The sequence below is a fragment of the Promicromonospora sukumoe 327MFSha3.1 genome (assembly GCF_000385135.1).
Lineage (GTDB): Bacteria > Actinomycetota > Actinomycetes > Actinomycetales > Cellulomonadaceae > Promicromonospora > Promicromonospora sukumoe_B.
The window spans coordinates 1,154,775-1,176,469 of sequence record NZ_ARQM01000010.1; the positions used below are offsets into that span (position 1 = coordinate 1,154,775).

The 21,695-nt window shown below is 71.0% G+C and carries 20 protein-coding genes and 3 tRNA genes; 17 read left to right on the forward strand and 6 right to left on the reverse strand.

Annotation, left to right across the window (positions count from 1 at the left end; translation table 11 throughout):
- Positions 1-33: 33 nt before the first annotated feature.
- The 3 genes from H291_RS0108870 to H291_RS0108880 all read left to right on the forward strand — a co-directional run bounded on the left by H291_RS0108870 (position 34) and on the right by H291_RS0108880 (position 277).
- Positions 34-105 (forward strand) — tRNA-Gly (locus tag H291_RS0108870).
- A 25-nt stretch (positions 106-130) separates the two neighbouring features.
- A tRNA-Cys gene (locus H291_RS0108875) sits at positions 131-201 on the forward strand.
- A gap of 1 nt (position 202) precedes the next feature.
- A tRNA-Val gene (locus tag H291_RS0108880) sits at positions 203-277 on the forward strand.
- Positions 278-369: 92 nt separating this feature from the next.
- Here H291_RS0108880 and H291_RS0108885 read toward each other — a convergent pair.
- The gene (locus tag H291_RS0108885; protein ID WP_020014633.1) at positions 370-1,074 is read right to left on the reverse strand and encodes a tyrosine-protein phosphatase; all 705 of its coding nucleotides are present in this window, start codon (positions 1,072-1,074) and stop codon (positions 370-372) included.
- A 10-nt stretch (positions 1,075-1,084) separates the two neighbouring features.
- Positions 1,085-2,854: a cation:proton antiporter gene (locus tag H291_RS0108890; RefSeq protein WP_020014634.1), complete on the reverse strand. Its 1,770-nt coding sequence runs from the start codon at positions 2,852-2,854 to the stop codon at positions 1,085-1,087.
- A gap of 178 nt (positions 2,855-3,032) precedes the next feature.
- Here H291_RS0108890 and H291_RS0108895 point away from each other — a divergent pair, with 178 nt between their 5' ends.
- From H291_RS0108895 to H291_RS0108950, 11 genes are all read left to right on the forward strand, one after another.
- Entirely contained in the window at positions 3,033-3,242 is a 210-nt protein-coding gene (locus tag H291_RS0108895) for a hypothetical protein (RefSeq protein ID WP_020014635.1), read from the forward strand.
- Between the two features lie 120 nt (positions 3,243-3,362).
- Positions 3,363-5,375 carry a threonine--tRNA ligase gene (gene thrS / locus H291_RS0108900; protein ID WP_020014636.1) on the forward strand — a complete coding sequence of 671 codons (2,013 nt, stop codon included), beginning with the start codon at positions 3,363-3,365 and terminating at the stop codon, positions 5,373-5,375.
- 20 nt (positions 5,376-5,395) lie between these two features.
- Positions 5,396-5,956, forward strand: a complete 561-nt coding sequence (locus H291_RS0108905; RefSeq protein WP_020014637.1) for an HIT family protein — start codon at positions 5,396-5,398, stop codon at positions 5,954-5,956.
- Positions 5,957-5,967: 11 nt separating this feature from the next.
- On the forward strand, positions 5,968-6,636 hold the full coding sequence (pgsA, locus tag H291_RS29265) for a phosphatidylinositol phosphate synthase (protein ID WP_051109399.1): 669 nt from the start codon (positions 5,968-5,970) through the stop codon (positions 6,634-6,636).
- Positions 6,636-7,628: a phosphatidylinositol mannoside acyltransferase gene (locus H291_RS29270; RefSeq protein ID WP_020014639.1), complete on the forward strand. Its 993-nt coding sequence runs from the start codon at positions 6,636-6,638 to the stop codon at positions 7,626-7,628. Before pgsA ends, H291_RS29270 begins: the two co-directional genes overlap by 1 nt.
- 29 nt (positions 7,629-7,657) lie before the next feature.
- Positions 7,658-8,854, forward strand: coding sequence for a glycosyltransferase family 4 protein (locus H291_RS29275; RefSeq protein WP_198012489.1), 1,197 nt, complete (start codon positions 7,658-7,660; stop codon positions 8,852-8,854).
- Positions 8,851-9,438 carry a hypothetical protein gene (locus tag H291_RS0108925; RefSeq protein ID WP_020014641.1) on the forward strand — a complete coding sequence of 196 codons (588 nt, stop codon included), beginning with the start codon at positions 8,851-8,853 and terminating at the stop codon, positions 9,436-9,438. Before H291_RS29275 ends, H291_RS0108925 begins: the two co-directional genes overlap by 4 nt.
- Before the next feature lie 150 nt (positions 9,439-9,588).
- Positions 9,589-10,491, forward strand: a complete 903-nt coding sequence (gene pdxS / locus H291_RS0108930) for a pyridoxal 5'-phosphate synthase lyase subunit PdxS (RefSeq protein WP_020014642.1) — start codon at positions 9,589-9,591, stop codon at positions 10,489-10,491.
- 404 nt (positions 10,492-10,895) lie between these two features.
- Entirely contained in the window at positions 10,896-12,818 is a 1,923-nt protein-coding gene (locus tag H291_RS0108935) for a polymorphic toxin-type HINT domain-containing protein (protein ID WP_232216010.1), read from the forward strand.
- On the forward strand, positions 12,815-13,354 hold the full coding sequence (locus H291_RS0108940; RefSeq protein ID WP_020014644.1) for a hypothetical protein: 540 nt from the start codon (positions 12,815-12,817) through the stop codon (positions 13,352-13,354). The genes H291_RS0108935 and H291_RS0108940 overlap by 4 nt, the downstream gene beginning before the upstream one ends.
- Before the next feature lie 201 nt (positions 13,355-13,555).
- On the forward strand, positions 13,556-14,491 hold the full coding sequence (locus H291_RS0108950; RefSeq protein WP_020014645.1) for a hypothetical protein: 936 nt from the start codon (positions 13,556-13,558) through the stop codon (positions 14,489-14,491).
- 110 nt (positions 14,492-14,601) lie between these two features.
- Here H291_RS0108950 and H291_RS32005 read toward each other — a convergent pair whose 3' ends face one another.
- Together H291_RS32005 and H291_RS0108960 are read right to left on the reverse strand one after the other, a co-directional pair.
- Positions 14,602-15,564, reverse strand: coding sequence for an Abi family protein (locus H291_RS32005; RefSeq protein ID WP_026365550.1), 963 nt, complete (start codon positions 15,562-15,564; stop codon positions 14,602-14,604).
- Positions 15,565-15,856: 292 nt separating this feature from the next.
- Positions 15,857-17,356 (reverse strand): SDR family NAD(P)-dependent oxidoreductase, encoded by a 1,500-nt coding sequence (locus tag H291_RS0108960; protein WP_026365551.1) that lies wholly within the window; start codon positions 17,354-17,356, stop codon positions 15,857-15,859.
- Positions 17,357-17,501: 145 nt separating this feature from the next.
- Here H291_RS0108960 and H291_RS0108965 point away from each other — a divergent pair, with 145 nt between their 5' ends.
- Positions 17,502-18,908 carry an FAD-dependent oxidoreductase gene (locus H291_RS0108965; RefSeq protein ID WP_020014648.1) on the forward strand — a complete coding sequence of 469 codons (1,407 nt, stop codon included), beginning with the start codon at positions 17,502-17,504 and terminating at the stop codon, positions 18,906-18,908.
- A gap of 28 nt (positions 18,909-18,936) precedes the next feature.
- Here H291_RS0108965 and H291_RS0108970 read toward each other — a convergent pair whose 3' ends face one another.
- Positions 18,937-19,632: a hypothetical protein gene (locus H291_RS0108970; protein ID WP_020014649.1), complete on the reverse strand. Its 696-nt coding sequence runs from the start codon at positions 19,630-19,632 to the stop codon at positions 18,937-18,939.
- Positions 19,629-20,495: a hypothetical protein gene (locus H291_RS0108975; RefSeq protein WP_026365552.1), complete on the reverse strand. Its 867-nt coding sequence runs from the start codon at positions 20,493-20,495 to the stop codon at positions 19,629-19,631. The genes H291_RS0108970 and H291_RS0108975 overlap by 4 nt, the downstream gene beginning before the upstream one ends.
- A 122-nt stretch (positions 20,496-20,617) precedes the next feature.
- Here H291_RS0108975 and H291_RS0108980 point away from each other — a divergent pair, with 122 nt between their 5' ends.
- The gene (locus H291_RS0108980; protein ID WP_020014651.1) at positions 20,618-21,454 is read left to right on the forward strand and encodes a DUF6597 domain-containing transcriptional factor; all 837 of its coding nucleotides are present in this window, start codon (positions 20,618-20,620) and stop codon (positions 21,452-21,454) included.
- Between the two features lie 64 nt (positions 21,455-21,518).
- On the forward strand, positions 21,519-21,683 hold the full coding sequence (locus tag H291_RS33710) for a hypothetical protein (protein WP_020014652.1): 165 nt from the start codon (positions 21,519-21,521) through the stop codon (positions 21,681-21,683).
- The last annotated feature ends 12 nt before the right edge of the window (positions 21,684-21,695 follow it).

Sequence of the window (21,695 nt, forward strand, 5' to 3'; positions counted from 1 at the left end):
CGCCAGGCCCGCAGGGTTCTGGATGGTCATAGCGCGGATGTAGCTCAGTGGTAGAGCATCACCTTGCCAAGGTGAGGGTCGCGGGTTCAAGTCCCGTCATCCGCTCGATACCCGCTTTGGTGGGGAGCACGGTGGGTTGGCCGAGAGGCGAGGCAGCGGCCTGCAAAGCCGTACACACGGGTTCGAATCCCGTACCCACCTCGGGCGATTGGCGCAGCGGTAGCGCGCTTCCCTGACACGGAAGAGGTCACTGGTTCGATCCCAGTATCGCCCACCAGCAAGGCCCCGGACCTCGGTCCGGGGCCTTTCTCGTGCCCGACGACGACACCCGGGCCACCCCGGACGACGGCGTCCGCTCAGCCGACGAGTTCAGCCGACCAGCCGGTCCCGCAGTGCCCGCACGTGCCCCGGCGTGAGCCCGCCGGCGGTCAGGTACGCCTCGACGCCGCCGTGCCGGGAATCCAGGTGCTCCAGCGCCCCGAGGATCACCTGCCGGGTGGGCGGTACCCGGCGTGCGGCGGGCGGCTCGTAGCCGGGCTCGGCCGCCCGCCCGGCGTACCGGGGAGCGAGCCGCTCGTTGGTGACCTCGTAGTCGTCGGCGAGCGCGTCGACGTCGGCCCCGGCCAGGCTGAGCGCGAGCGCCACGACGAGCCCGGTGCGGTCCTTGCCGGCGGCGCAGTGCACCAGGACGGGTCCCTCGGGGGCGTCCGCGACGGCGGCGAGGGCGCGGGCGAACAGCTCCGGGTGCCGGTCCAGCAGGCCCTGGTAGAGGTGCACCCAGGGGCCCTCCTCGGGCTCGTCCGCGCCCTGCACGGGCAGGTGCAGGTACCCGGGCAGGTCCGCGAGGCGGCTGGGCCACTCCTCGAGCTCCTCCGGGCGGCGCAGGTCGATGATCCGCGACAGCCCGTAGGCGCCGGCGGCGGTGACGCCGTCGTCGGTCAGGTAGCTGGGGGACTCCGAGCGCACCAGGACGCGCTCCCGGACGGTGCCGCCGCCCGTGAGCGGCAGCCCGCCCAGGTCGCGGACGTTGAGGCAGCCCGGCCAGTCGAGGTGGAGCGGTGTGTAGAGCGTCACGCCGGGGAGGCTAACGCTCAGGGTCCTCCTCGCGCAGCGAAAACTTGCCCTTGCGCATCTCGACGGCGATCTGCTCGGCGTCCAGCAGGTCCAGGGCGGTGCCGAGCTGGGCCGAGTCGAAGGTGCCCGCCGAGCGTGCGGCGAGCAGCTCCTCGCGCTGGGCGGCGATCGTGGCCAGGCGCAGCTCGCGGTACTGGATGAAGCGCTCCTTGGTGAGCACGGCGTCCTCGTCCTGGGACTCGTGCTCCCGGAAGGTGTCCTTGCGCACGCGGGCGACCACACCGGCGTCGTACGGCGTGCCGTCCGGGCGGTGCGGCTCGGCCAGGAAGGCGCGCGCCGCGCGCTCCTGCTCGCGCCGCAGGGCGGGCAGGTCGCCGGCCGTGTCCTGCCCGACCAGGCCGAGGCGCCGTGCCACCCACGGCAGCGTGCTGCCCTGGACCAGCAGGGTGCCGAACGCGACGCCGAACGCGACCAGGATCAGGAACGACCGGCCCGGGGTGTCGGCCGGCAGCGTCTGCGCCGCGGCGAGCGTGACCACACCGCGCATGCCCGCCCACACGAGCAGCGTGCCCTCGCGCCAGCCGAGCGGCCGGGAGAGGTCGTAGTCGATGTCGGCGGTCCGGCGCCGCAGCGTGCCCTGGATCCGCTCCAGCCGCTCCGCGGTGGAGCGACGCCCCTTGCGCCCGCGGCCGCCCTCGGCGGGCTCGGCCGGCGGGGGAGTCGCGGCGGCCCGCTGGTCGATGCGGTCCTGGAACGCGGTGAGGGTCTCGCGCACGGCCTCGCCGCGCCGGGCCCGGCGGCCCTGGATCGCGATGAGCGGCGTCACGAACGCGGTGCGCACCAGGAGGATCGCGACGCTGGCGATCGCGGCGACGACGACGGCCTGCCAGACGGAACCCGTCCCGGCCTCGGCGTCCTCGATGAGGCCGAACAGCTCGATGCCCATGATGAGGAACACGGCGCCCTCGAGCAGCAGCTCCACGGTATGCCAGTTGGACCGCTCGGCGATGCGGTCCTGCGGGCGCAGGTAGCGCGGGGAGCCGTTGCCGGTCACCAGGCCCGCCGCGACGACGGCGACCAGGCCGGACGCACCGAGCTCCTCGGCCGGGATGTAGGCGACGAACGGGACCACGAACGACATGGCGGTGCTCAGCGCGGCGTGGCCCAGCCGGCGGCGCACCCGCAGGCCCAGCCAGCCGACGGGCACGCCGATCGCGACGGCGACCAGGGCCGCGTAGGCGAAGTCGCCCACGACGCCCCACAGGCTGACCGAGGCGGCGGTGGCCGCGATCGCGGACCGCAGCAGCACCAGCGCGGAGGCGTCGTTGAGCAGGGACTCGCCCTCCAGCATCGTGACGCTGCGCGGCGAGGCGCCGAGCCGTTTCACGATCGAGGTCGCCACGGCGTCGGTGGGGCTCACGATCGCGCCCAGGGCGATGGCCGTGGCCAGGTCGATCCCCGGGATGAGCCACCGGAAGAGCAGGCCGAGCAGCACCGAGCTGATCACCACGAGCGTCACCGAGAGCCCGCCGATGGCCGTGAAGTCGCGCCGGAAGTCCATCGACGGCAGGCCGACCGCCGCCGAGTAGAGCAGCGGCGGCAGCACACCGCCGAGGATCACCTCGGGGGGTATCTCCACCGCCGGCACCCAGGGCAGCAGGCTCACGCCCGCGCCCAGCACCACCAGGACCAGCGGCGCGGCGACGCCGGCCTTGGGCGCCAGCGCGGTGACGGCGATGATGAGGATGGCGGCGACGACTGCGACGATCAGGTACTCCACAGGCTGACGTTACGAGACGCGGGCGGCGTCCGCCGATTCTTTCCGCCGCGCGAGAAACCAGGTGGGACGGGGTTGCCGTGCGCGAACCGCCTTCCGCGCGTAGGTTCGACGATGGCGACGGGACCCCGTCGTGCGCAGGGGGCGCACGTTGTGTGCCAGTGTCGAAGAGGAGTCGATCATGGGGCTTTTTGACAAGGCCAAGGAGTTCGTCACGGACCCGGACAACGTGGCGAAGGCCAAGGAGCAGCTCACCGACGAGAACGTGGACGCCGCTACCGACAAGCTGAAGGGCTTCGCGCCCGACCAGGCGGACGGCGCCATCGACTCGCTGGGTGACAAGGCGAAGGAGTGGGGCGGCCCCGAGGAGCAGGAGCGCGACGGGCGCTAGCACCCGCCGTCCGCCACGCTGGCGGCGGTCGCGACCTACGGTCGGTACGATCGAGGGGCGTTGTCGGTGACGACGGCGCCCCTCGATCAGTTCTCATGACCTTCCGCTAGGAGCACAGCCGTGTCCGACGTCGTATCGCCGCCCGTCCCTGCCGACCTCACCCCGGTCGAGAGCCCCACGGAGGCGACGACGACCACGGCGACGACCTCCGGCGTCGAGCTGTACGGCGACCGCCGCGACGTCGTCGTCGTGCGCGTGGACGGTGAGCTGTGGGACCTCGACCGCGAGATCCCGGCCGGCCACAAGGTCGAGCCGGTGACGATCAGCGAGCCCGACGGCCTGGCCGTGCTGCGGCACAGCGCCGCGCACGTGCTGGCGCAGGCCGTGCAGCAGGTCAACCCGGACGCCAAGCTCGGCATCGGCCCGCCCGTCACCGACGGCTTCTACTACGACTTCGACGTCGAGACGCCGTTCACGCCCGAGGACCTCAAGGCCCTCGACAAGGTGATGGGCCGCATCATCAAGGAGGGCCAGACCTTCCGCCGCCGCGTCGTCACCGAGGACGAGGCGCGCGCCGAGCTCGCGAACGAGCCCTACAAGCTGGAGCTCATCGGCCTCAAGGGCGGCTCGGACGACGACAACGGCGAGAACGTCGAGGTGGGCGGCGCCGAGCTCACCATCTACGACAACGTCCGGGGCGCCGGCCGCGAGAGCGAGACCGTGGTCTGGAAGGACCTGTGCCGCGGGCCGCACCTGCCGAACACCCGCCTGATCGGCAACGGCGTGCAGCTCATGCGCAACGCCGCCGCCTACTGGCGCGGCAGCGAGAAGAACCCGATGCTGCAGCGCGTCTACGGCACGGCGTGGCCCACCAAGGACGAGCTCAAGGCGTACCTGGAGCGGCTCGCGGAGGCCGAGCGCCGCGACCACCGGCGCATCGGCGCCGAGATGGACCTGTTCAGCTTCTCCGACGAGGTCGGCTCCGGCCTGCCGCTGTTCCACCCCAAGGGCGGTGTGATCAAGCGGGTCATGGAGGACTACGTGCGCCAGCGGCACATCGAGGAGGGCTTCTCCTACGTCGGCACGCCGCACATCACCAAGGACGGCCTGTTCCACACCTCGGGCCACCTGCCCTACTACGCGGACACCATGTTCCCGGAGATGGACCTCGAGGGGTCCAAGTACCGGCTCAAGGCCATGAACTGCCCGATGCACAACCTGATCTTCGCCTCGCGCGGGCGCTCCTACCGCGAGCTGCCGCTGCGCCTGTTCGAGTTCGGGTCGGTGTACCGCTACGAGAAGTCGGGCGTGGTGCAGGGCCTGACGCGTGTGCGCGGCCTGACCCAGGACGACTCGCACTCCTACGTGACACCGGAGCAGGCGCCCGACGAGGTCAAGCACCTGCTCGACTTCATGCTCAGCGTGCTGCGCGACTTCGGCCTGGACGACTTCTACCTGGAGCTGTCCACGCGCGACGACTCCAAGCCGGACAAGTTCGTGGGCTCCGACGAGGACTGGGCCGCCGCGACCGAGATCCTGGAGCGCGTGGGCCGCGAGACCGGCCTCGAGCTCGTGGCCGACCCGGGCGGCGCCGCGTTCTACGGCCCCAAGATCTCCGTGCAGGCCAAGGACGCCATCGGCCGCACCTGGCAGATGGGCACCGTGCAGTACGACTTCAACCAGCCCAAGGGCTTCGGGCTGGAGTACACCGCCGCGGACGGCACGCGCCAGCAGCCGGTGATGATCCACTCGGCCAAGTTCGGCTCCATCGAGCGGTTCATGGGCGTGCTCATCGAGCACTACGCCGGCCTGTTCCCGGCCTGGCTCGCGCCGGTCCAGGTGCTCGCCGTGCCCGTGGCCGACGCGTTCGACGACTACCTCAAGGACGTCGTCGCCCAGCTCCGCGCCCAGGGCATCCGCGCCGAGCTCGACCTGTCCGACGACCGGTTCGGCAAGAAGATCCGCAACGCGGCCAAGGAGAAGGTCCCGTTCGTGCTCATCGCCGGCGGCGAGGACGTCGAGGCGGGCGCCGTGTCCTTCCGGTTCCGTGACGGCACGCAGGAGAACGGCGTGCCGGTCGCCGACGCCGTCGAGCGCATCGTGGCCGCGGTCCGCGACCGCGTCCAGGTCTGACGGCGGCTGACGGGCGCCAGATGAGCAGCGAGCCCACCGCCGAGTCGCCCCGCGCGTTCGGCCCGGCCGAGGACCACCTGGAGCGGCTCTGGACGCCGCACCGCATGGTCTACATCGGCGGGCAGGACAAGCCCGCCGACGGCACCACCCAGCAGTGCCCGTTCTGCCGCATCCCGCAGGGCGACGACGAGCAGGGCCTCGTCGTCGCCCGCGGGCAGGACTGCTACGTGGTGCTGAACCTGTACCCGTACAACTCCGGGCACATGATGGTGCTCCCGTACCGGCACGTCTCGGACTACACGGACCTCACCGACGCCGAGACGGTCGAGCTCGCGCGGATGACTCAGCAGGCCATGCGCGTGTCGCGTGCCGTTCACGCCCCCGCAGGCTTCAATCTTGGTATCAACCAGGGCGAGGTCGCGGGGGCGGGCATCGCCGCGCACCTGCACCAGCACGTGGTGCCGCGCTGGCTGGGCGACGCGAACTTCCTGCCCGTGGTGGGCCAGACCAAGGCGTTGCCCGAGCTGCTGGCGGACACCCGTCGTCGGCTCGCAGAGGCTTGGGAGACCGCGGGGGGCTGAGAGGAGAACTGATGTTACGGGGCCTGCGCTCCTTCATGACCAGGCTGTTCACGCCCCTGGCGCGGCTGCTGCTGGCACTGCGGGTCTCACCGGACGCGGTGACCATCGCAGGCACCGTGGTCGTCACCGTGGTGGCCCTGACGCTGTTGCCCACCGGGCACACGCTCGTGGGCGGTCTCCTCATCGGCTTCTTCGTCCTGTTCGACTCGCTCGACGGCGTCATGGCGCGCCAGGCCGGGCGCTCCGGCCCGTGGGGCGCGTTCCTGGACTCCACGCTCGACCGGCTGTCCGACGGCGCCGTGTTCGCCGGCATCACCCTCTGGTTCGTGGTGCACCCTGACGAGCACCACGGCCTGTGGGGCACGGCCGCCGCGCTCGCCTGCCTGGTGCTCGGCAGCGTCGTGCCCTACGCCCGGGCCCGGGCCGAGAGCGTGGGCGCGACCGCGCAGGTCGGCATCGCAGAGCGCGCCGACCGCCTCCTGCTCGCGCTGGTCCCGTTCACGTTCATGCAGGTGGGTCTGCCCGTCGTCGTGCTCGAGGTGGTGCTCACGCTGCTGGCGCTCGCGAGCCTGGTGACCGTGTTCCAGCGCATCGCCACCGTGCGGGCGCAGCTCACGCGCCAGGTCGTCGAGACCGGCACCGACCCGCACGAGGGTCCGCTGGCCGGGCAGGGCGCCTGATGGACGTCGCCAAGGCCTACACGTTCGCGTGGCGCAACGCCGTGAAGATCCCCGAGCCGGTGCTCCGGGGCCTGTTCACCGTGGTGGCCGACGTCGCCTGGCTGCGGCGCGGCAAGGGCGTGCGCCGCATGGAGGGCAACTACGCGCGGGTCCGGCCCGACCTGGACGCCGCGGCCGTGCGCCGGCTGTCCCGGGTCGGCATGCGCAGCTACATGCGCTACTTCCGCGAGGCGTTCACGCTCCAGGGCGTCACCGCCGACCAGCTCCGCGCCCGGGTGCGCCTGGAGGGCTACGACGAGCACGTGCGGCCCGTGATCGCCGACGGCGGCGCCGTCTCGCTCGCCCTGGGCCACCTCGGCAACTGGGACCTGGCCGGGGCGTACGCCTCCCAGAACCTCGCGGGCGTGCTCACCGTGGCCGAGCGGCTCAAGCCGGACGAGCTCTTCGAGCAGTTCGTGCGCTTCCGCGGCTCCCTCGGCATCGACGTGCTCGCCCTCGGCGACGGCGACGTGCTCGGCGCGCTCGTCCGCGGCGCCAAGGAGGGTGGGCGGCTGATCCCGCTGCTCAGCGACCGTGACCTCACCTCGACCGGCATCGAGGTCGACCTCGCCGGACACCGCGCCCGGGTCGCCGCCGGACCGGCCCTGCTCGGGCTTGAGGCCGGCGTCCCCGTAAGCGCCGTCGGCATCACCTACGAGCGGCTCAGCGGCGCGCGCCGCCGCTCGGCCGGCACGCCGTGGGGCATCGTCATCCGGTTCCACCCGCCCCTGCCCGAGCCCGACCCCGGGCTGCCGCGCGCCGAGCAGGCGCGCGTGCTCACGCAGGGCTGGGTGGACCAGCTCGCGACGACGATCACCGAGCACACCCACGACTGGCACATGCTGCAGCGGGTGTTCGTCGCGGACCTCGGCCCGGCGCGGCAGCGGCAGGCGCAGCGGCGCGCGGCCGAGGAGCGCGAGACCCGGCGGCGCGGGGCCCAGGAGAACGGATGAGGGCCGTGCGGCGGCGCGGTCACCGCACGCTGCGCGTCGGCATCGTCTGCCCCTACTCGTTCGACGCCCCCGGCGGCGTGCAGTTCCACGTGCGCGACCTCGCCGAGGCGCTCCAGGCCGCCGGGCACGAGGTCTCGGTGCTCGCGCCGTCCAGCGACGACACCGAGCTGCCCGGCGTCGTCACCGCCGCCGGCCGCGCGGTGCCCGTGCCGTACAACGGGTCGGTCGCGCGGCTGACCTTCGGGCCGCTGACCGCCACCCGCGTGCGGCGCTGGCTGGAGGGCGGCATCGACGGCAGCCCGTTCGACATCGTCCACCTGCACGAGCCGATGGTCCCGTCCCTGTCGATGATCGCGCTGTGGCAGGCCACCGAGCCCGTCGTCGCCACGTTCCACACCTCGCAGGTGCGCTCGCGGGCGCTGCAGGTCGCCTACCCGCTGGTGCGGCAGTCGCTGGAGAAGATCGCGGCCCGCATCGCGGTGTCCGAGGACGCGCGCCGCACGCTCGTCGACCACCTGGGCGGCGACGCCGTCGTGATCCCGAACGGCGTGTACACGCAGGTGTTCGCGACCAGCCCCCGGCGGCCGGAGTGGACCGGCACGCCCGACGCGCCGACCATCGCCTTCCTCGGCCGGCTCGACGAGCCGCGCAAGGGGCTGGGCGTCCTGGTGCAGGCCATCCCGACGATCCTGGACCGGGTGCCTGGCGCGCGGTTCCTGGTGGCGGGCCGCGGCAACGGCATCGTCGCCGAGACCAGGGAGACCCTGGGGGAGCTGGCCTCCTCCGTCGAGTTCCTGGGCGCGGTGTCCGACGCCGACAAGGCGGCGCTGCTGGCGTCCGCCGACCTGTACGTCGCCCCGCAGACCGGCGGGGAGAGCTTCGGCATCGTGCTCGTGGAGGCGATGAGCGCCGGGTCCGTGGTCGTGGCCAGCGACCTGGGCGCGTTCCAGCGCGTGCTGGACGACGGCGCCGCGGGCGCCCTGTTCCGTACCGGCGACCCCGGCGACCTCGCGACCACGGTGCTGGACCTGCTGGCCGACCCGGCGCGCCGGGACGCCTACCGCGCCCACGCCGCGCAGTGGGTCCAGCGGTTCGACTGGTCGGGCGTGACGGAGCAGGTCCTGGCCGTCTACGAGATGACGCTCGACGCCGACCACGCGATCGCCGGCGACGTGATGGGCCGGTTCATGGGGCTGTTCCCGCGCCGGGCCGGGGGTGACGCGTGAGCTGGTCGGAGATCGCGCTGGTCGCGCTCGGCGCCCTCGTGGTCGCCCTGCTGCTCGCCTGGCGGGGCGCCTCCCGGGTCGACCGGCTGCACCGCAAGGTCGCGGCCTCGCGGATCGCCCTGGACGCCCAGCTCGTACGGCGCGCCTCGGCCGCGGTGGAGCTGGCGACGTCGGGCGCGCTGGACCCGGCGAGCGCGGTGCTGGTGGCCGACGCCGCCTATGCGGCGTCCGACGCCGGAGCCGTGACCTCGCCCGCCGCCGCGCTGAAGATGGACGGGCTGGACTCCGCGCGGGAGCGGGCCGAGTCCGGGCTCACGGCGACGCTGCGCGAGGCGTTCGGCTCGCCCGAGGCCGTGCACGACCTGCGGGCAGGGCCGGGCGGCGAGGTGCTGGAGGGGCTCGCCGCCGCCTGGTACCGCGTGACGCTGGCGCGGCGGTTCCACAACGAGGCCGTGGCCCAGACCCGGCGGGTGCGGCGGCTCTGGTACGTGCGCCTGTTCCACCTGGCCGGGCGGGCACCCATGCCGCGCACCGTCGAGCTCGACGACGCGCTGCCGCACGGCCTGGAGCCGGCCGGCGGGTGACCGGGTTGTCCAGATGGTGACCGTTCTGCGGTCGCCGTCAGGGACGTCGCAGGCCGGGCGATAAGATCGGGTCAGGGCGCCGACCGCGCCCGGAACGACCGGCGTCGATCCCACCGGCGAGAACTATGCGAGGTAACCGTGACTGAATCCGTGACCGGCGAGAACACCGTGGGTACGGTCGGCACCGCGCGCGTGAAGCGTGGCATGGCCGAGATGCTCAAGGGCGGCGTCATCATGGACGTCGTCACGCCCGACCAGGCGAAGATCGCCGAGGACGCGGGCGCGGTGGCCGTCATGGCGCTCGAGCGGGTGCCCGCGGACATCCGTGCCCAGGGCGGCGTGTCGCGCATGAGCGACCCCGACATGATCGACGGCATCATCGAGGCCGTCTCGATCCCCGTGATGGCGAAGGCGCGCATCGGCCACTTCGTCGAGGCGCAGGTGCTGCAGTCGCTCGGCGTCGACTACATCGACGAGTCCGAGGTGCTGACCCCCGCGGACTACACGAACCACATCGAGAAGTGGAACTTCACCGTGCCGTTCGTGTGCGGTGCGACCAACCTGGGCGAGGCGCTGCGCCGCATCACCGAGGGTGCCGCCATGATCCGTTCCAAGGGCGAGGCCGGCACCGGCGACGTCTCGAACGCGACCACGCACATGCGCCAGATCCGCGCGCAGATCCGCCACCTCACGTCGCTGCCCGAGGACGAGCTGTACGTGGCCGCCAAGGAGCTCCAGGCGCCGTACGAGCTGGTCAAGGAGATCGCGACCACGGGCAAGCTGCCGGTCGTCCTGTTCACCGCGGGCGGCATCGCCACCCCGGCGGACGCCGCGATGATGATGCAGCTCGGCGCCGAGGGCGTCTTCGTCGGCTCGGGCATCTTCAAGTCGGGCAACCCGGCGCAGCGCGCCGAGGCCATCGTCAAGGCGACGACGTTCTTCGACGACGCCGACGTGGTCGCCAAGGTCTCGCGCGGCCTGGGCGAGGCCATGGTCGGCATCAACGTCGACGAGATCCCGGAGCCGCACCGGCTGGCCGAGCGGGGTTGGTGAGCTGAACCGCCGTCGAAGGGGCCCCGCGGACGCCGTGTCCGCGGGGCCCCTTCGTCTGTCGGGGCTGACTTGCGTTCAGCAGGCTGTGCCAGAGCCGTAACCCGCCGGGTAACGGCCGCCTGGCGCCTGCTGAATCGACGTCAGGAGGTGGGTCCTACCAGGGCGACGCGGCTCGTCCTGGAAAATCGGATCGTAGACGCGCGCGGCGGGGCCTCGGTCAAGTTGTCGCGTGGCGTGGCGGCTTGGTCGTCGGCATTGACCGGTGACTTTCACCCTGCCTACGGTGTGGCGTCTGAACGGGGGGAACGGCGCAAGGTGCTGCCCTGGACTCTTGCGTCGTGTGGGGAAGGCCGTGGATGTTTGCTCGCGAGGCTCACGCCTTGGCGGTTCGAGGGGTCGTGCTGGTGGTGATCACGGCAATCGCCGTGGTCATGACTGGTTGCACCAGAGCCACGGATGCGCCGCCACCGACCTCGACGGACGGCGGGGGCACGCCTGTGGTGGACGCCGGCGCTGAGCTGGACAAGCTGCCGGACATCGAACTGTTCCTCGAGCAGGCGATCGCTCAGGTACGGCAGAAGCATCCTGATCAGGTTCCCGACGACCTCACGGCTGCCGCCGTCATGGGCGAGCTGGACGCGATCGACAGCCATGTGGACGCCGATGGCGTACTCGACTACGCCAGTGCGAAGAGTGACCCCGCGATCACCGCTGACACGCTTGACCCGTACGCGCGAACCTACCGGACGCTGGGTGGAGAGCTGGCCGGCACCGGTGCCACGGACGTCGACGCAATGGGTGTGGATGACGCGGATGAGGCATCAACGATGCTGCCGCAGGTCTCGGTCGTCCGATTCGATGCTGTCGCGGGTCAGGACGAGAGCAAGGAGGCCGACCCCCGCGTCGGTTACGCGGGGCCTCGGCAGTTCGTCTCCGACAGACCCGAGTGGGTCGAGGAATACAAGGCCGTCGGGGACGAGATCCTCCAGGGCAAGGTTCTGTACTTCGAGTCCGAATACAACCTGGCGCGTCTCCGTTTCACGTCAGAGCTCGACGGCTACCTGCAGGACCGCATCGGCGATGACCAGACCGTCGTCACCTGGGGCGGGATCATGGACGGCCCTTTCGGAGCGTGCATCGTCGGCACCGAGGTCTACCACGAGCTGGTGTTCGAGCAGGGCGCCGAGGATTCAGAGGCTTGCCTGACGCGAACGGTCGGCGGGTCTACCGTGCCGGAGCCGCTGGTCCCGCTCGATTCGTCCGTGCCGGAGTCCGCGGTTGCTGTCGAGGCTGATGTCGAGCAGCTGATCATTCAGGAGCTCTGGCCGATCATGAAGGACTTCATCGGTCTGACTGACCTCGAGAAGTGCTTCACCGAGGCGGACATCCTCGCGTGCGTGATGACGCTGCTCAACGTGCTGCCGGTCGGAAAGGCGATCAAGGCACTCAAGGCGATACCGGCGGTCGTCAGGGCAGTCGAGAAGATCGTCACCTTCGTCGCGACGAAGGGAAAGAAGCTGCCGGTCGCGGTGCCGGCGGGGTGTTTCGCGTCCTTCGCCGGATCGACGCCCGTGCTGATGGCTGACGGCACACACAAGCCCATCCGGGACGTCCGGCCCGGTGACGACGTCCATGCGAGTGATCCTGTATCCGGAGTGAGCGGCCCGCGCCGAGTGCTCGACACGTTCGTCCACCAGGACACGCTCGTGGACCTCAGGCTTGCCAGCGGTGACAAGATCACCACTACCGCCGACCACCCGTTCTGGTCGTCGGGGGACCACGCCTTCGAGGACGCGAAGGACCTCGCTCCCGGCGAGAAGGTCCTGTCGGCGAACGGCACCGAGCTGGCTGTCGTCGGAATCGATACTGGAACGGTACGTGAAGGAGCGGCCTACAACCTTGCGGTTCTCGGTCTGCACACCTACCACGTCGGCGACGCTGAAGTCCTTGTTCACAATTCTGGCTGCCTCGCGGTTCTCAAGAACTGGAAGCCGAAGACATTCAGGTATGGCAAAACCACGCTAGTTCTCCAACGTGGCGGGATGCAGCACATCCTCGAAAGGCATCACCCGACGTACTTCGATCCGGAGCAGGCAAGGCTGAGCAACGATATGTTCAGGGAGTCGAGGACCGTTGACGACATCGTTGGCCTCATCGATCAGGTCGTCCGACAGAAGGCTGACGAAATTGAGGTAATTGCACGAAAGCCGAGGCCGGAGCAGCAGATCGGCAATGTGGAGGCTACGATCGACGGGGTAAAGTACCGGCTCGGTGTGAACCAAGGGGCTATTGGTACGTTCCACCCTGTGGGGATGAGTGAACCGTGAGCGATATCGCCATTCAGACGTATCTGTCCGACCGGCACGGATCTCCAAAGTTCGATCCGGTTCAGGATATGGATTCTTTTACCCAGGCGCGGTATGGATACGTAGAAGGCTTCATAAGCATGACCATCGACGGGGTTGAAATGTTCGGGCCTGATCTTTGGGATGATGTCGGGGCGCTGTGGCCGATTCTGACCAACATGCTCGATGACTGTCGCGAAAATCGTCTGGGAGAGACGGGACTCTTCGAGAGGGCGATTCCAATACGTCTGGAGAGCATTCGGGGCTGGCCGGGGTTTCTCCTGCTGACCGTCGGGCGGCCCGAAGGCGATCACTACGGGGTGGAGGCTCGCCGCGCATCGGTTGAAGCAGCTGATCTGTACCCAGCCGTCGCACGCGCCTACCTGGATACGTTCGCACACTTCAGACGCATCGATGCCCCTGAGGGCATCGGGACGGTGAGTGAAGCGATGGAGAAACACCTACGATCCTGGATCGAGACCCCCCGAGACTCCTGGCCCAGGATCTTCCCTGGATGATCTCGACTCACAGCGCGCCCGATCTTGGACCTCGGCATCAACGTCGACGAGATCCCGGAGCCGCACCGGCTGGCCGAGCGCGGCTGGTGGGCTGAGCCGTCGTAGGAAAGGCCCCGCGGACGCCGTGTCCGCGGGGCCTTTTCGTTCTCTCCGTTTCCTGCGAGGGTCCGCCCCACCAGGCGCGCCGCTACCCTGGCGTGCATGTCCGACGACTACGCGTTCGATGCGCAGGTCCTGAACGGCCTGGTGCGCTCGGCGTCGGTCATCCGCGTGTACGACCGCGGTGCGTCCGGGGGCCGACCGCGCGACGTCGAGCCCGCGCTGACGATCAGGGAACGTGCCGAGCTCGACGATCTGGCCCGGTTGCTGGAGGTTTCCCGACCCACGGGCATGTACTGCACGTGCCTCGGCGACTCCGCGTTCGAGCTGCTCGACCACGAGGGCACCGCAATCGATGTCCTCGGCTGGCACCACGGCTCGACGCTGCGCTGGCAGGGCTCGCCTGACGGCGACGTCGAGCTCGCGCACGGTCCGGAGCTCATCGCCTGGCTGGCTGCTCACGGCTATACGCGCCCTGCTGAACGGGTCGACCGTCGCGAACAGCAGCGGCGAGACCAGGCGCGGGCTCTCGAGTCCTGGTCGGTGGCAGCACCCGAGGCCGTTCGTGCATGGGTTCCCCGGATCCTCGATGAGGCCGCTTCAGGGCATCCTGAGCGACTGGCCGACGACCTCGCCCGCAGCCTTGCTGAGGCGCACCCAAGAGAACCCGACCAAGCGTTGGCGCTCCTGCGCTGGCGGTCAGGCGGAACCGGCCGCTACTCCGGCTACCCGGTCCACGAGGGGGCAGCGGCGACCCTGCTCGAGCAGTTGCCGCTGCAGGCCATCTTCACGGCCTTGGCCGGTGTGCCCGCCACCGACCCTGCATGGTCCGGCGCCGTCCGCTATCTGTTGGCCTGGCGCCGCAAGGACATCGTCCTGCTGCGCCGTATCCCTGAGAGCGTCTGGAGCGTGCTTGCCCAGGTGGTGCACGACGAGGCCGACAGTACGTGGGCCGACCGCCACGAGACCTGCTACCGCCAGGTCGAGCACGCCCGCGCCCAGAGGGAGCGGGCCGGGAGGCGCTCCCGTAGCGGGTGAGGAGCGCACGTCCCCGTGACATCAGAGCGTGGCTGGAAAAGCCGCCATGGGTGAGGCGATGCGGATGGAGATCCGACTTCGCCTGCAGCACTGGCCCACGGGCCGTCAGGTCAGCCGCGCCAGAGGTCGAGCGACTCCCAGCCCTGCGGAGTCCCCATCGACGCGATCGTCAGGGCATGCGAGTCCGGGAACTCGCGCAGCAGTGCTGCCAGCTGCTTCGCCCAGTCCGAGTCGGCGTCGATGGACGGCAGGATGTAGGCGATCACGGCGAGGGCGTTGTAGGTCCCGAAGACGCCCTTGGCGGTCTTCTCGTCCCGCAGGTGGTCGAGGACTGGGATCTGTCCTGCCTTCGGACGGGCCGGCGCGTGCTGGAGCTTCCTGTTGAACAGCCGGGAGTGGTGCGCCGCGACGTTGCGCACGTAGTTCAGACTGGCGAGCCAGCTGGTCATGATCTTCTTTGTCGGGACTTTGAACGCCAGGGCGATCTCCTCGGCGTCCTGCTGGTGCATGCCGCGGTAGAGGACGGAGAGGTGGCCCAGTTCGAGGATCTCGGTGAGCGCCCAGACCGGCATGCGGTCGTCGTACTTCTCCCGGAAGTGCTCGACGAACTGCTCGTCGGAGCTGGCCTTCCTGTCGTTGACGCGTTGAAGCCACTGCACGTGCCTGCTCGACGCGGGGTCCCGGGCGCCGGTGCTCTCGGCGGTGAAGGCCTCAGTGAAGCAGTTCGGGTCCTCATAGGAGAAGGGGGACCTCCTGCCGAGCACGTACCCGATCCGCATGCGGACGGCGACCTCGATGCGCTCGACGCCGTCCATGACCAGCATGCGCAGCCGCCGGTCGAAGTCGATGATGTCCTCGGCGTGCCGCAGTGTCGTGCCCGCCCGGTAGTCGCTGAGCACGCGGATCCGCGTGCGGCCCTCGTCGTCGACGTGCTGTTCGGACTCGCGGAACGGGTAGAGGTAGCCGGTGAGGCGGTAGTAGCCGACCGCCCGCAGGACCGACGAGGCTCGGCCGCGGTCCTCGATCTCAATTCCGTGCCCCGCCAGCCGGTCGACCTGCTCGTCGACGGACAGCCACGGCTTCGCCTACTCCGCCATGGACCTCCCTGGAAAAGAAAATCAGCCCGCGCCTTGCGGCAACGGGCTGATCGTGATTGAGCCAGAGTAGCACGAGGGAGCTTGTCTCGGCCCGAGGCCACTCAGTGGAGCTTGAGCCCTCGTCGACCTCCTTCGCCACGCGGACCGTGGCCCATGCTTTCGTCGCTGCACGGAGACATTGGCGCATTCCGGTGTTCGTCCTGACCTATGCCGTGCTGCTGCTTCGGCCTCCGCATCGCCCGCGAGGCGGTTCGCCTTGCCGAGGCCCCTACCAGGGCGACGGCTCGTAGTCCTTGAGGAAGCAGCCGTACAGGTCGGTCCCGGCCTCGCCCTGGACGATCGGGTCGTAGACGCGCGCGGCGCCGTCGACCAGGTCGAGGGGCGCGTGCCAGCCCTCGGCGGCGAGCCGCAGCTTCTCCTCGTGCGGACGCTCGTCCGTGATCCAGCCGGTGTCCACGGCGGTCATCAGGACCCGGTCCTTCTCGAACATCTCCCCGGCCGAGGTCCGGGTCAGCATGTTGAGGGCGGCCTTGGCCATGTTGGTGTGCGGGTGTCCCGCGCCCTTGTACCGGCGGGAGAACTGCCCCTCCATCGCGGAGACGTTGACGACGTACCCGCGGCGCGACGTCGCCGTCGCGGCCCGCATCGCGGGACGCAGCCGGGAGATGAGCAGGAACGGCGCGATCGCGTTGCAGAGCTGGACCTCCAGGAGCTCCAGCGGGTCGACCTCGTCCACGACCTGGGTCCACGAGTTGTTCTTCTGCACGTCGGGGAGCAGCCCGCCGGCGTCGACCGCCGTGCCGGCCAGGTGCGCGTCCAGGGAGGCCGAGCCCGCCCTCAGCGCCAGTGCCGTCAGGGACGCCGCGGTGTGCGTCGCGACGGCGTCGTCCTGCGACTGTCCCTCGTGGTGCGCGACCGACAGGGCGGCCAGGGCGCCCGCGATCGCGGCGGGGTGGGCCTCCGAGACGTGGTCGAACGTGACCATCTCCGGCGCCCGGAGCCCGTAGGGGAGCGGCGCGACCGGCGCCGACTCGCCCGTGACGAGCTGCGAGTAGGCCCCCGGGGTCCGGCGGACCGTCTGGCAGGCGTTGTTGACCAGGATGTCGAGCGGGCCCGCCGCGGCGACGTCGTCGGCCAGCGCGATCACCTGGGTGGGGTCGCGCAGGTCGATGCCGACGATCTTGAGCCGGTGCAGCCAGTCGGCGGCGTCGGGCATCGCCGAGAAGCGGCGCACCGCGTCCTTCGGGAAGCGGGTGGTCACGGTGAGGTGGGCGCCGTCGCGCAGCAGGCGCAGCGCGATGTACATGCCGATCTTCGCGCGGCCGCCGGTGAGCAGGGCGCGGCGGCCGGTCAGGTCCGTGCGCTGGTCGCGGCGCGCGTGGCTCTTCGCGGCGCAGTCCGGGCACAGCCAGTGGTAGAACGAGTCGACCAGGGTGTAGTCCGTCTTGCAGATGTAGCAGCCGCGGGCGGTGCGCAGCTCCCCGGCGAACGCCCCGGGCGCGGAGGACACCAGCGGGATGCCGGCGGTCTCGTCGTCGATCCGCGCCGCCGAGCCGGTCGCCGTCCGCTCGATGATGCTCCGGTCGTGCGCCTGGATCTGCTCGCGGACCGCGGCCTTGCGCGACTTCTTGAGCAGCTTCCACATGTAGCCGGTCGCCTGCTTGACCGTCTTGACGTCGGGGTGGTCGGGCTCGAGGTCGTGGAGCTGGCTCAGCACCCGGAGGGTGGTGGCGAGCTCGTCCGGGTCGATCCCCGCTTTCGTTGGCACCGCCGAAGGATATCTGGCGCCCTGTGCCGCGCGACCACCCGTTGCTAGGGTGCACGGGACGTTTGCGACAAATCGCCACCGCGATGTGACGAACGTCCATCACCCCTGCCGCGCTCCTGCGCCGCCCTCTCGAGAGGAACTCGCCATGAACCTGAGCCGCAAAGATCTGCTGAGACTGATCGGGACGGGCGCCGGGGCGGTGGCGCTCGGGTCCGCCGCGGCGAGCCCCGCGGCCGGCTCGGAACCGCGCGGCGCGGGCGACATCGTGCGCGACGTCGCGGTGATCGGTGGCGGTGCGGCCGGGACGTACGCGGCGGTCCGGCTCCGGGAGCTGGGGCAGAGCGTCGTCGTGGTGGAGCACAACGGGCGGCTCGGCGGGCACACGCAGACCTACACCGACCCCGCCACGGGTGGCAGCGTCGACATCGGCGTCGTCGTCTGGCACGACCAGCCCCTGGTGCGGCAGTGGTTCGAGCGCTTCGACATCCCGCTGCAGAAGGCGTCGTTCGGCGGCGGCGAGACTCTCTATGCCGACTACCGCACGGGCCGCGAGGCAGCGGGCTACACGCCGCCGAACCCCGGCGCGGCGCTGGCTCTGTACGGCGAGCAGCTCGCCCGGTTCCCGTACCTGGAGCACGGCTTCGACCTGCCCGACCCGGTGCCCGCCGACCTGCTCCTGCCATTCGGCGAGTTCGTGCGCCGGTACGGCCTCGACGCGGTGGTGCCGACGGTCTTCCAGTTCGGCCAGGGTCTCGGTGACCTGCTGCGCCAGCCGACCCTGTACGTGATGAAGAACTTCGGCTCGGACATCCTGCGCAACCTCCAGACCGGGTTCCTCACCACCTCCCGCCGGGACAACAGCGAGCTGTACGAGAAGGCGCGCACCGAGCTGGGCGACGACGTGCTGCTGAACAGCCGGGTCCTCTCCACCGACCGGGACGGCGGGCGGCACGCCGTCGTCCGCGTCGACACGCCGGCCGGACGGCGGACGATCCGTGCACGGAAGATCCTGGTGACGATCCCGCCGCTGCTCGACAACCTGGACGGGTTCGACCTCGACGGCCTGGAGCGCAACCTCTTCGGCCAGTTCCGCAACAGCGCCTACTACACCGGCGTGCTGCGCGACTCCGGGATCCCCGACAACCTGTCGGTGCGGAACGTCGGCCTGGACACCCCGCACAACCTGCCCGAGCTCCCCGGCGTCTACGTCATCTCCCCGACCGGGATCCCCGGCCTGCACAACGTCAAGTTCGGCAGCCCCGTCGCGCTGTCGGACCGGGCGGTGCAGGCCGAGATCCGGGCGAGCGTCCGCCGCCTGCGGGACGCGGGCACCGTACCGACCACGAACCCCGGCTTCGCCACCTTCGCCAGCCACACCCCGTTCGAGCTGACGGTGCCTGCCGCCGCCGTCCGCGCGGGCTTCTACCGCCGGCTCGGCGCGCTCCAGGGCCGCAACCGCACCTTCTACTCGGGGGCGGCCTTCCACACGCACGACTCGTCCCTGATCTGGCAGTTCACCGAGACGCTGCTGCCGCGCGTCGTCGCCTCCTGACCGTACGCCTCGGCGGCCTGCGGGCGGATCAGCGGGCCGGGACGATCCCGGTCCGCCCCTCCCAGGCGCCGTGCTCCGACAGCGGGCGGAACCGGAACGTCGCGAACTCCCGATGGAAGTCACGGCGTCTCCGTTCGACCATGGCGTCCGCGTGCCGCCGGTCCGCGGGTTCGGCGCGGCCGTGCACCATCTCCTCCATCTCGCGCACCGTGCGCCACACGGAGAACGTGGAGATGGTGCGCGGCGGCCGGATCGCGGCCAGGGCGAGCGTGGTGCCGGGGTGGTCGCGCACCTGACGTTCGACCGGCCGGCCCCAGTGCAGGAAACGGGGCACCTCGGGCAGCCGCATCCGCGCGACGGTCACCGCGACCGCGGGCTCGTCCTTCTCCCAGGTCCCGGCCCGGGCGGGCAGGCCGGGCAGCGCCGCGAGCCTGGACCAGCGGCGCAGGTACTCCATCCGCACGTGCCAGCCGGTCGCCAGGTGACGCCCCAGGGCGTCGTCGGACAGGAACCGGTCGACGGCGTCCTCGTCGCGCCACTGCGCGAACACCGCGATCCGCCGCAGCTGCAGCCGGTCCGGCGAGACGACGGGCGCCCCCAGGCGCATGAGGGCCAGGCACTCGGCGTGGTCCAGCCCCGGCGTGGTGGTGCCCGACGGCGGCCGCACCAGCGCGCGGGCCGTCACCCCCGCCGGCAGCTCGGCGAGGTGGAAGGTGTGCATCATCGGGCGCGCTCCATCTTGTAGTGCAGACGCATCATCCGGGTGTGCCACATCCGCAGCTCGTGGTCGGTCCGGAGCACACCGTACGGGTCCCGGTACAGGTGGAAGGTCTCGTGGAGCGGCACGCGGGCCGCGAAGTCCCGTCCGCCGTCGTGGACGGTGACGTACGCGCCGTCCTGCCCGAACCGTCCCGGAGGCGACTCCAGGACGAGGTCGCCGTCGTCGCCGACGGCCGGGCGCAGGAACACCTGGACGTTGCCGGACTCGAGCGGGAACGCGACGTGGACGCTCGGCCCCACCGCGCCGGGGAGCCGGCGTGCCGAGTAACAGCCGCTGAAGACGTAGCGGCCCGACGGCCGGAGCGTCCGCAGCCACGCGGCACCCACCTGCTCGCCGTCCCGGTCGCGGATCACGCGGACCCGGCTGTCCATCCCGTGCGCGACGTCGAGCGGGCGCATCGGCAGGGAGAGCTGCTCCACCCGGCGGGCGAACACGCGCGCGATCAGCTCGCCGGCGGCCCAGAACAGCGGCGACCACCCGCTCCAGACCTCCATGTGCCAGGCGGCGGTGTGCTCGTAGAAGTCGCGGATCCGCGGGTCCAGCCCGGCGGCGTCGAACCCGGGACCGTCGAGGCGCGACATCGCCGGGAGCAGGCCGGGCGCCGGGCCCGCCGAAGGACCCGTGCTCGCGACCTCGTCGTCGACCGTGCCCCCGTGGTGCGCGGCCTCGGCGGCGAGCCAGCCGTCCGCGACCGTGGAGGAGCGGCTCACCGGGGCGCGGAGCCAGGAGTGCTCCCCGGCGAGGTCGACGGGCCTGCCGACCAGTCGCCAGAACTTCCGGGACCCGAGGTCCAGCAGATGACTCACGACCACGCATTCTTGCAGGGTGCCGGGACGGGTCCCTCGCCGTGGGACGGCGACGTGGAGGACCTCCTGCGGGTGGGTGACCTACCTTGACGCCGCTCCCCATCAGGCGCTTCGGTACGAGGATGACCGGGTCCTACGTCGAGCGCGCGCCGCTGCCGGTACTGGCCGGGGTCGTCCGGACCGTCTGGGTGCAGCGGACCGGCGACGCGGCGTACGTGCAGCGGCACCTGCCCACGGGCGGCGTGGAGATCCACTTCCCGATCGGTAGCCCTCCCTGGCTTCTCGGTCCGTTGACCGGTCCCCAGATCGAGGTGATCCCCGCACGCACCACGGTCGTGGGTGTCCGGTTCCGGCCCGGCACGGCGCTGCCCCTTCCCGTGGAGCTCGGCGAGCTCGTGGACCAGCGCATCGGCCTGACGGAGCTGTGGGCAGGCGCCGGAGACCAGCTCCTGGACGCCATGTCCGGGGCGGGGACGCCGGAGCGGGCGCTCGACCTGCTGCAGTCCCATCTCGTGCGGCAGTTCCGGGGCGCAGGTCGTCCGGACAGCGTGGTAGGCGCCGCGGTCCAGGCACTGATGCCCTGGCGGCCGGTCAACATCGACGCTCTGGCCAACCACCTGGCGCTCTCGGCGAGCCAGCTGCGCCGCCGCTGCCTGCGTTCGGTCGGGGTCACGCCCAAGGTCCTCCAGCGGACGCTGCGGTTCCAGGGATTCCTCGCACTGGCCCAGGCGGGCGCGACGGCCTCGGGCCGCCGCAGGGCGGACGGTGTGGCGGAGCTGGCGATCGACGCCGGGTACGCCGACCAGGCACACCTCAGCCGGGAGTGCCTGCGCCTGACCGGGCTCACCCCGCGCCGGCTCCTCGGCGGCGACGTCGACCGGTGCGCCTGCGGCCACGAGCACTCCGCCTCCTACCTGCCCTTCCTCACGACCCGTCGTACGGTGCCGGTCCTGGTCTGAGCCTCGCGTCCGGCATGCTCGATTCGTTCAAGAACCGCCGGTACGTGACTCGTAGGTTCGACACATGCCGCACCAGGTCGCCAGGACATCCGGACCGCAGGACGAACCCCAGGCTGACCCCTACCTCGACCTCACCCGGCTCACCGCCGACACCGGCTTCACCCGGGCCTTCGACATCGCCACCGCCGTCACGGACTACGTCGCGCGGCGTACCGCAAACCCCCGCTGAAGGAGCACCTCC

What these genes read in the sequence shown, in the direction of transcription:
- H291_RS0108895 (WP_020014635.1), top strand. Translation starts at nt 3,033, where the DNA reads ATGGGGCTTTTTGACAAGGCCAAGGAGTTCGTCACGGACCCGGACAAC.
- H291_RS0108905 (WP_020014637.1), top strand. Translation starts at nt 5,396, where the DNA reads ATGAGCAGCGAGCCCACCGCCGAGTCGCCCCGCGCGTTCGGCCCGGCC.
- pgsA (WP_051109399.1), top strand. Translation starts at nt 5,968, where the DNA reads ATGTTACGGGGCCTGCGCTCCTTCATGACCAGGCTGTTCACGCCCCTG.
- H291_RS29270 (WP_020014639.1), top strand. Translation starts at nt 6,636, where the DNA reads ATGGACGTCGCCAAGGCCTACACGTTCGCGTGGCGCAACGCCGTGAAG.
- H291_RS0108950 (WP_020014645.1), top strand. Translation starts at nt 13,556, where the DNA reads ATGTCCGACGACTACGCGTTCGATGCGCAGGTCCTGAACGGCCTGGTG.
- H291_RS0108965 (WP_020014648.1), top strand. Translation starts at nt 17,502, where the DNA reads ATGAACCTGAGCCGCAAAGATCTGCTGAGACTGATCGGGACGGGCGCC.
- H291_RS0108970 (WP_020014649.1), bottom strand. Translation starts at nt 19,632, where the DNA reads ATGATGCACACCTTCCACCTCGCCGAGCTGCCGGCGGGGGTGACGGCC.
- H291_RS0108980 (WP_020014651.1), top strand. Translation starts at nt 20,618, where the DNA reads ATGACCGGGTCCTACGTCGAGCGCGCGCCGCTGCCGGTACTGGCCGGG.
- H291_RS33710 (WP_020014652.1), top strand. Translation starts at nt 21,519, where the DNA reads ATGCCGCACCAGGTCGCCAGGACATCCGGACCGCAGGACGAACCCCAG.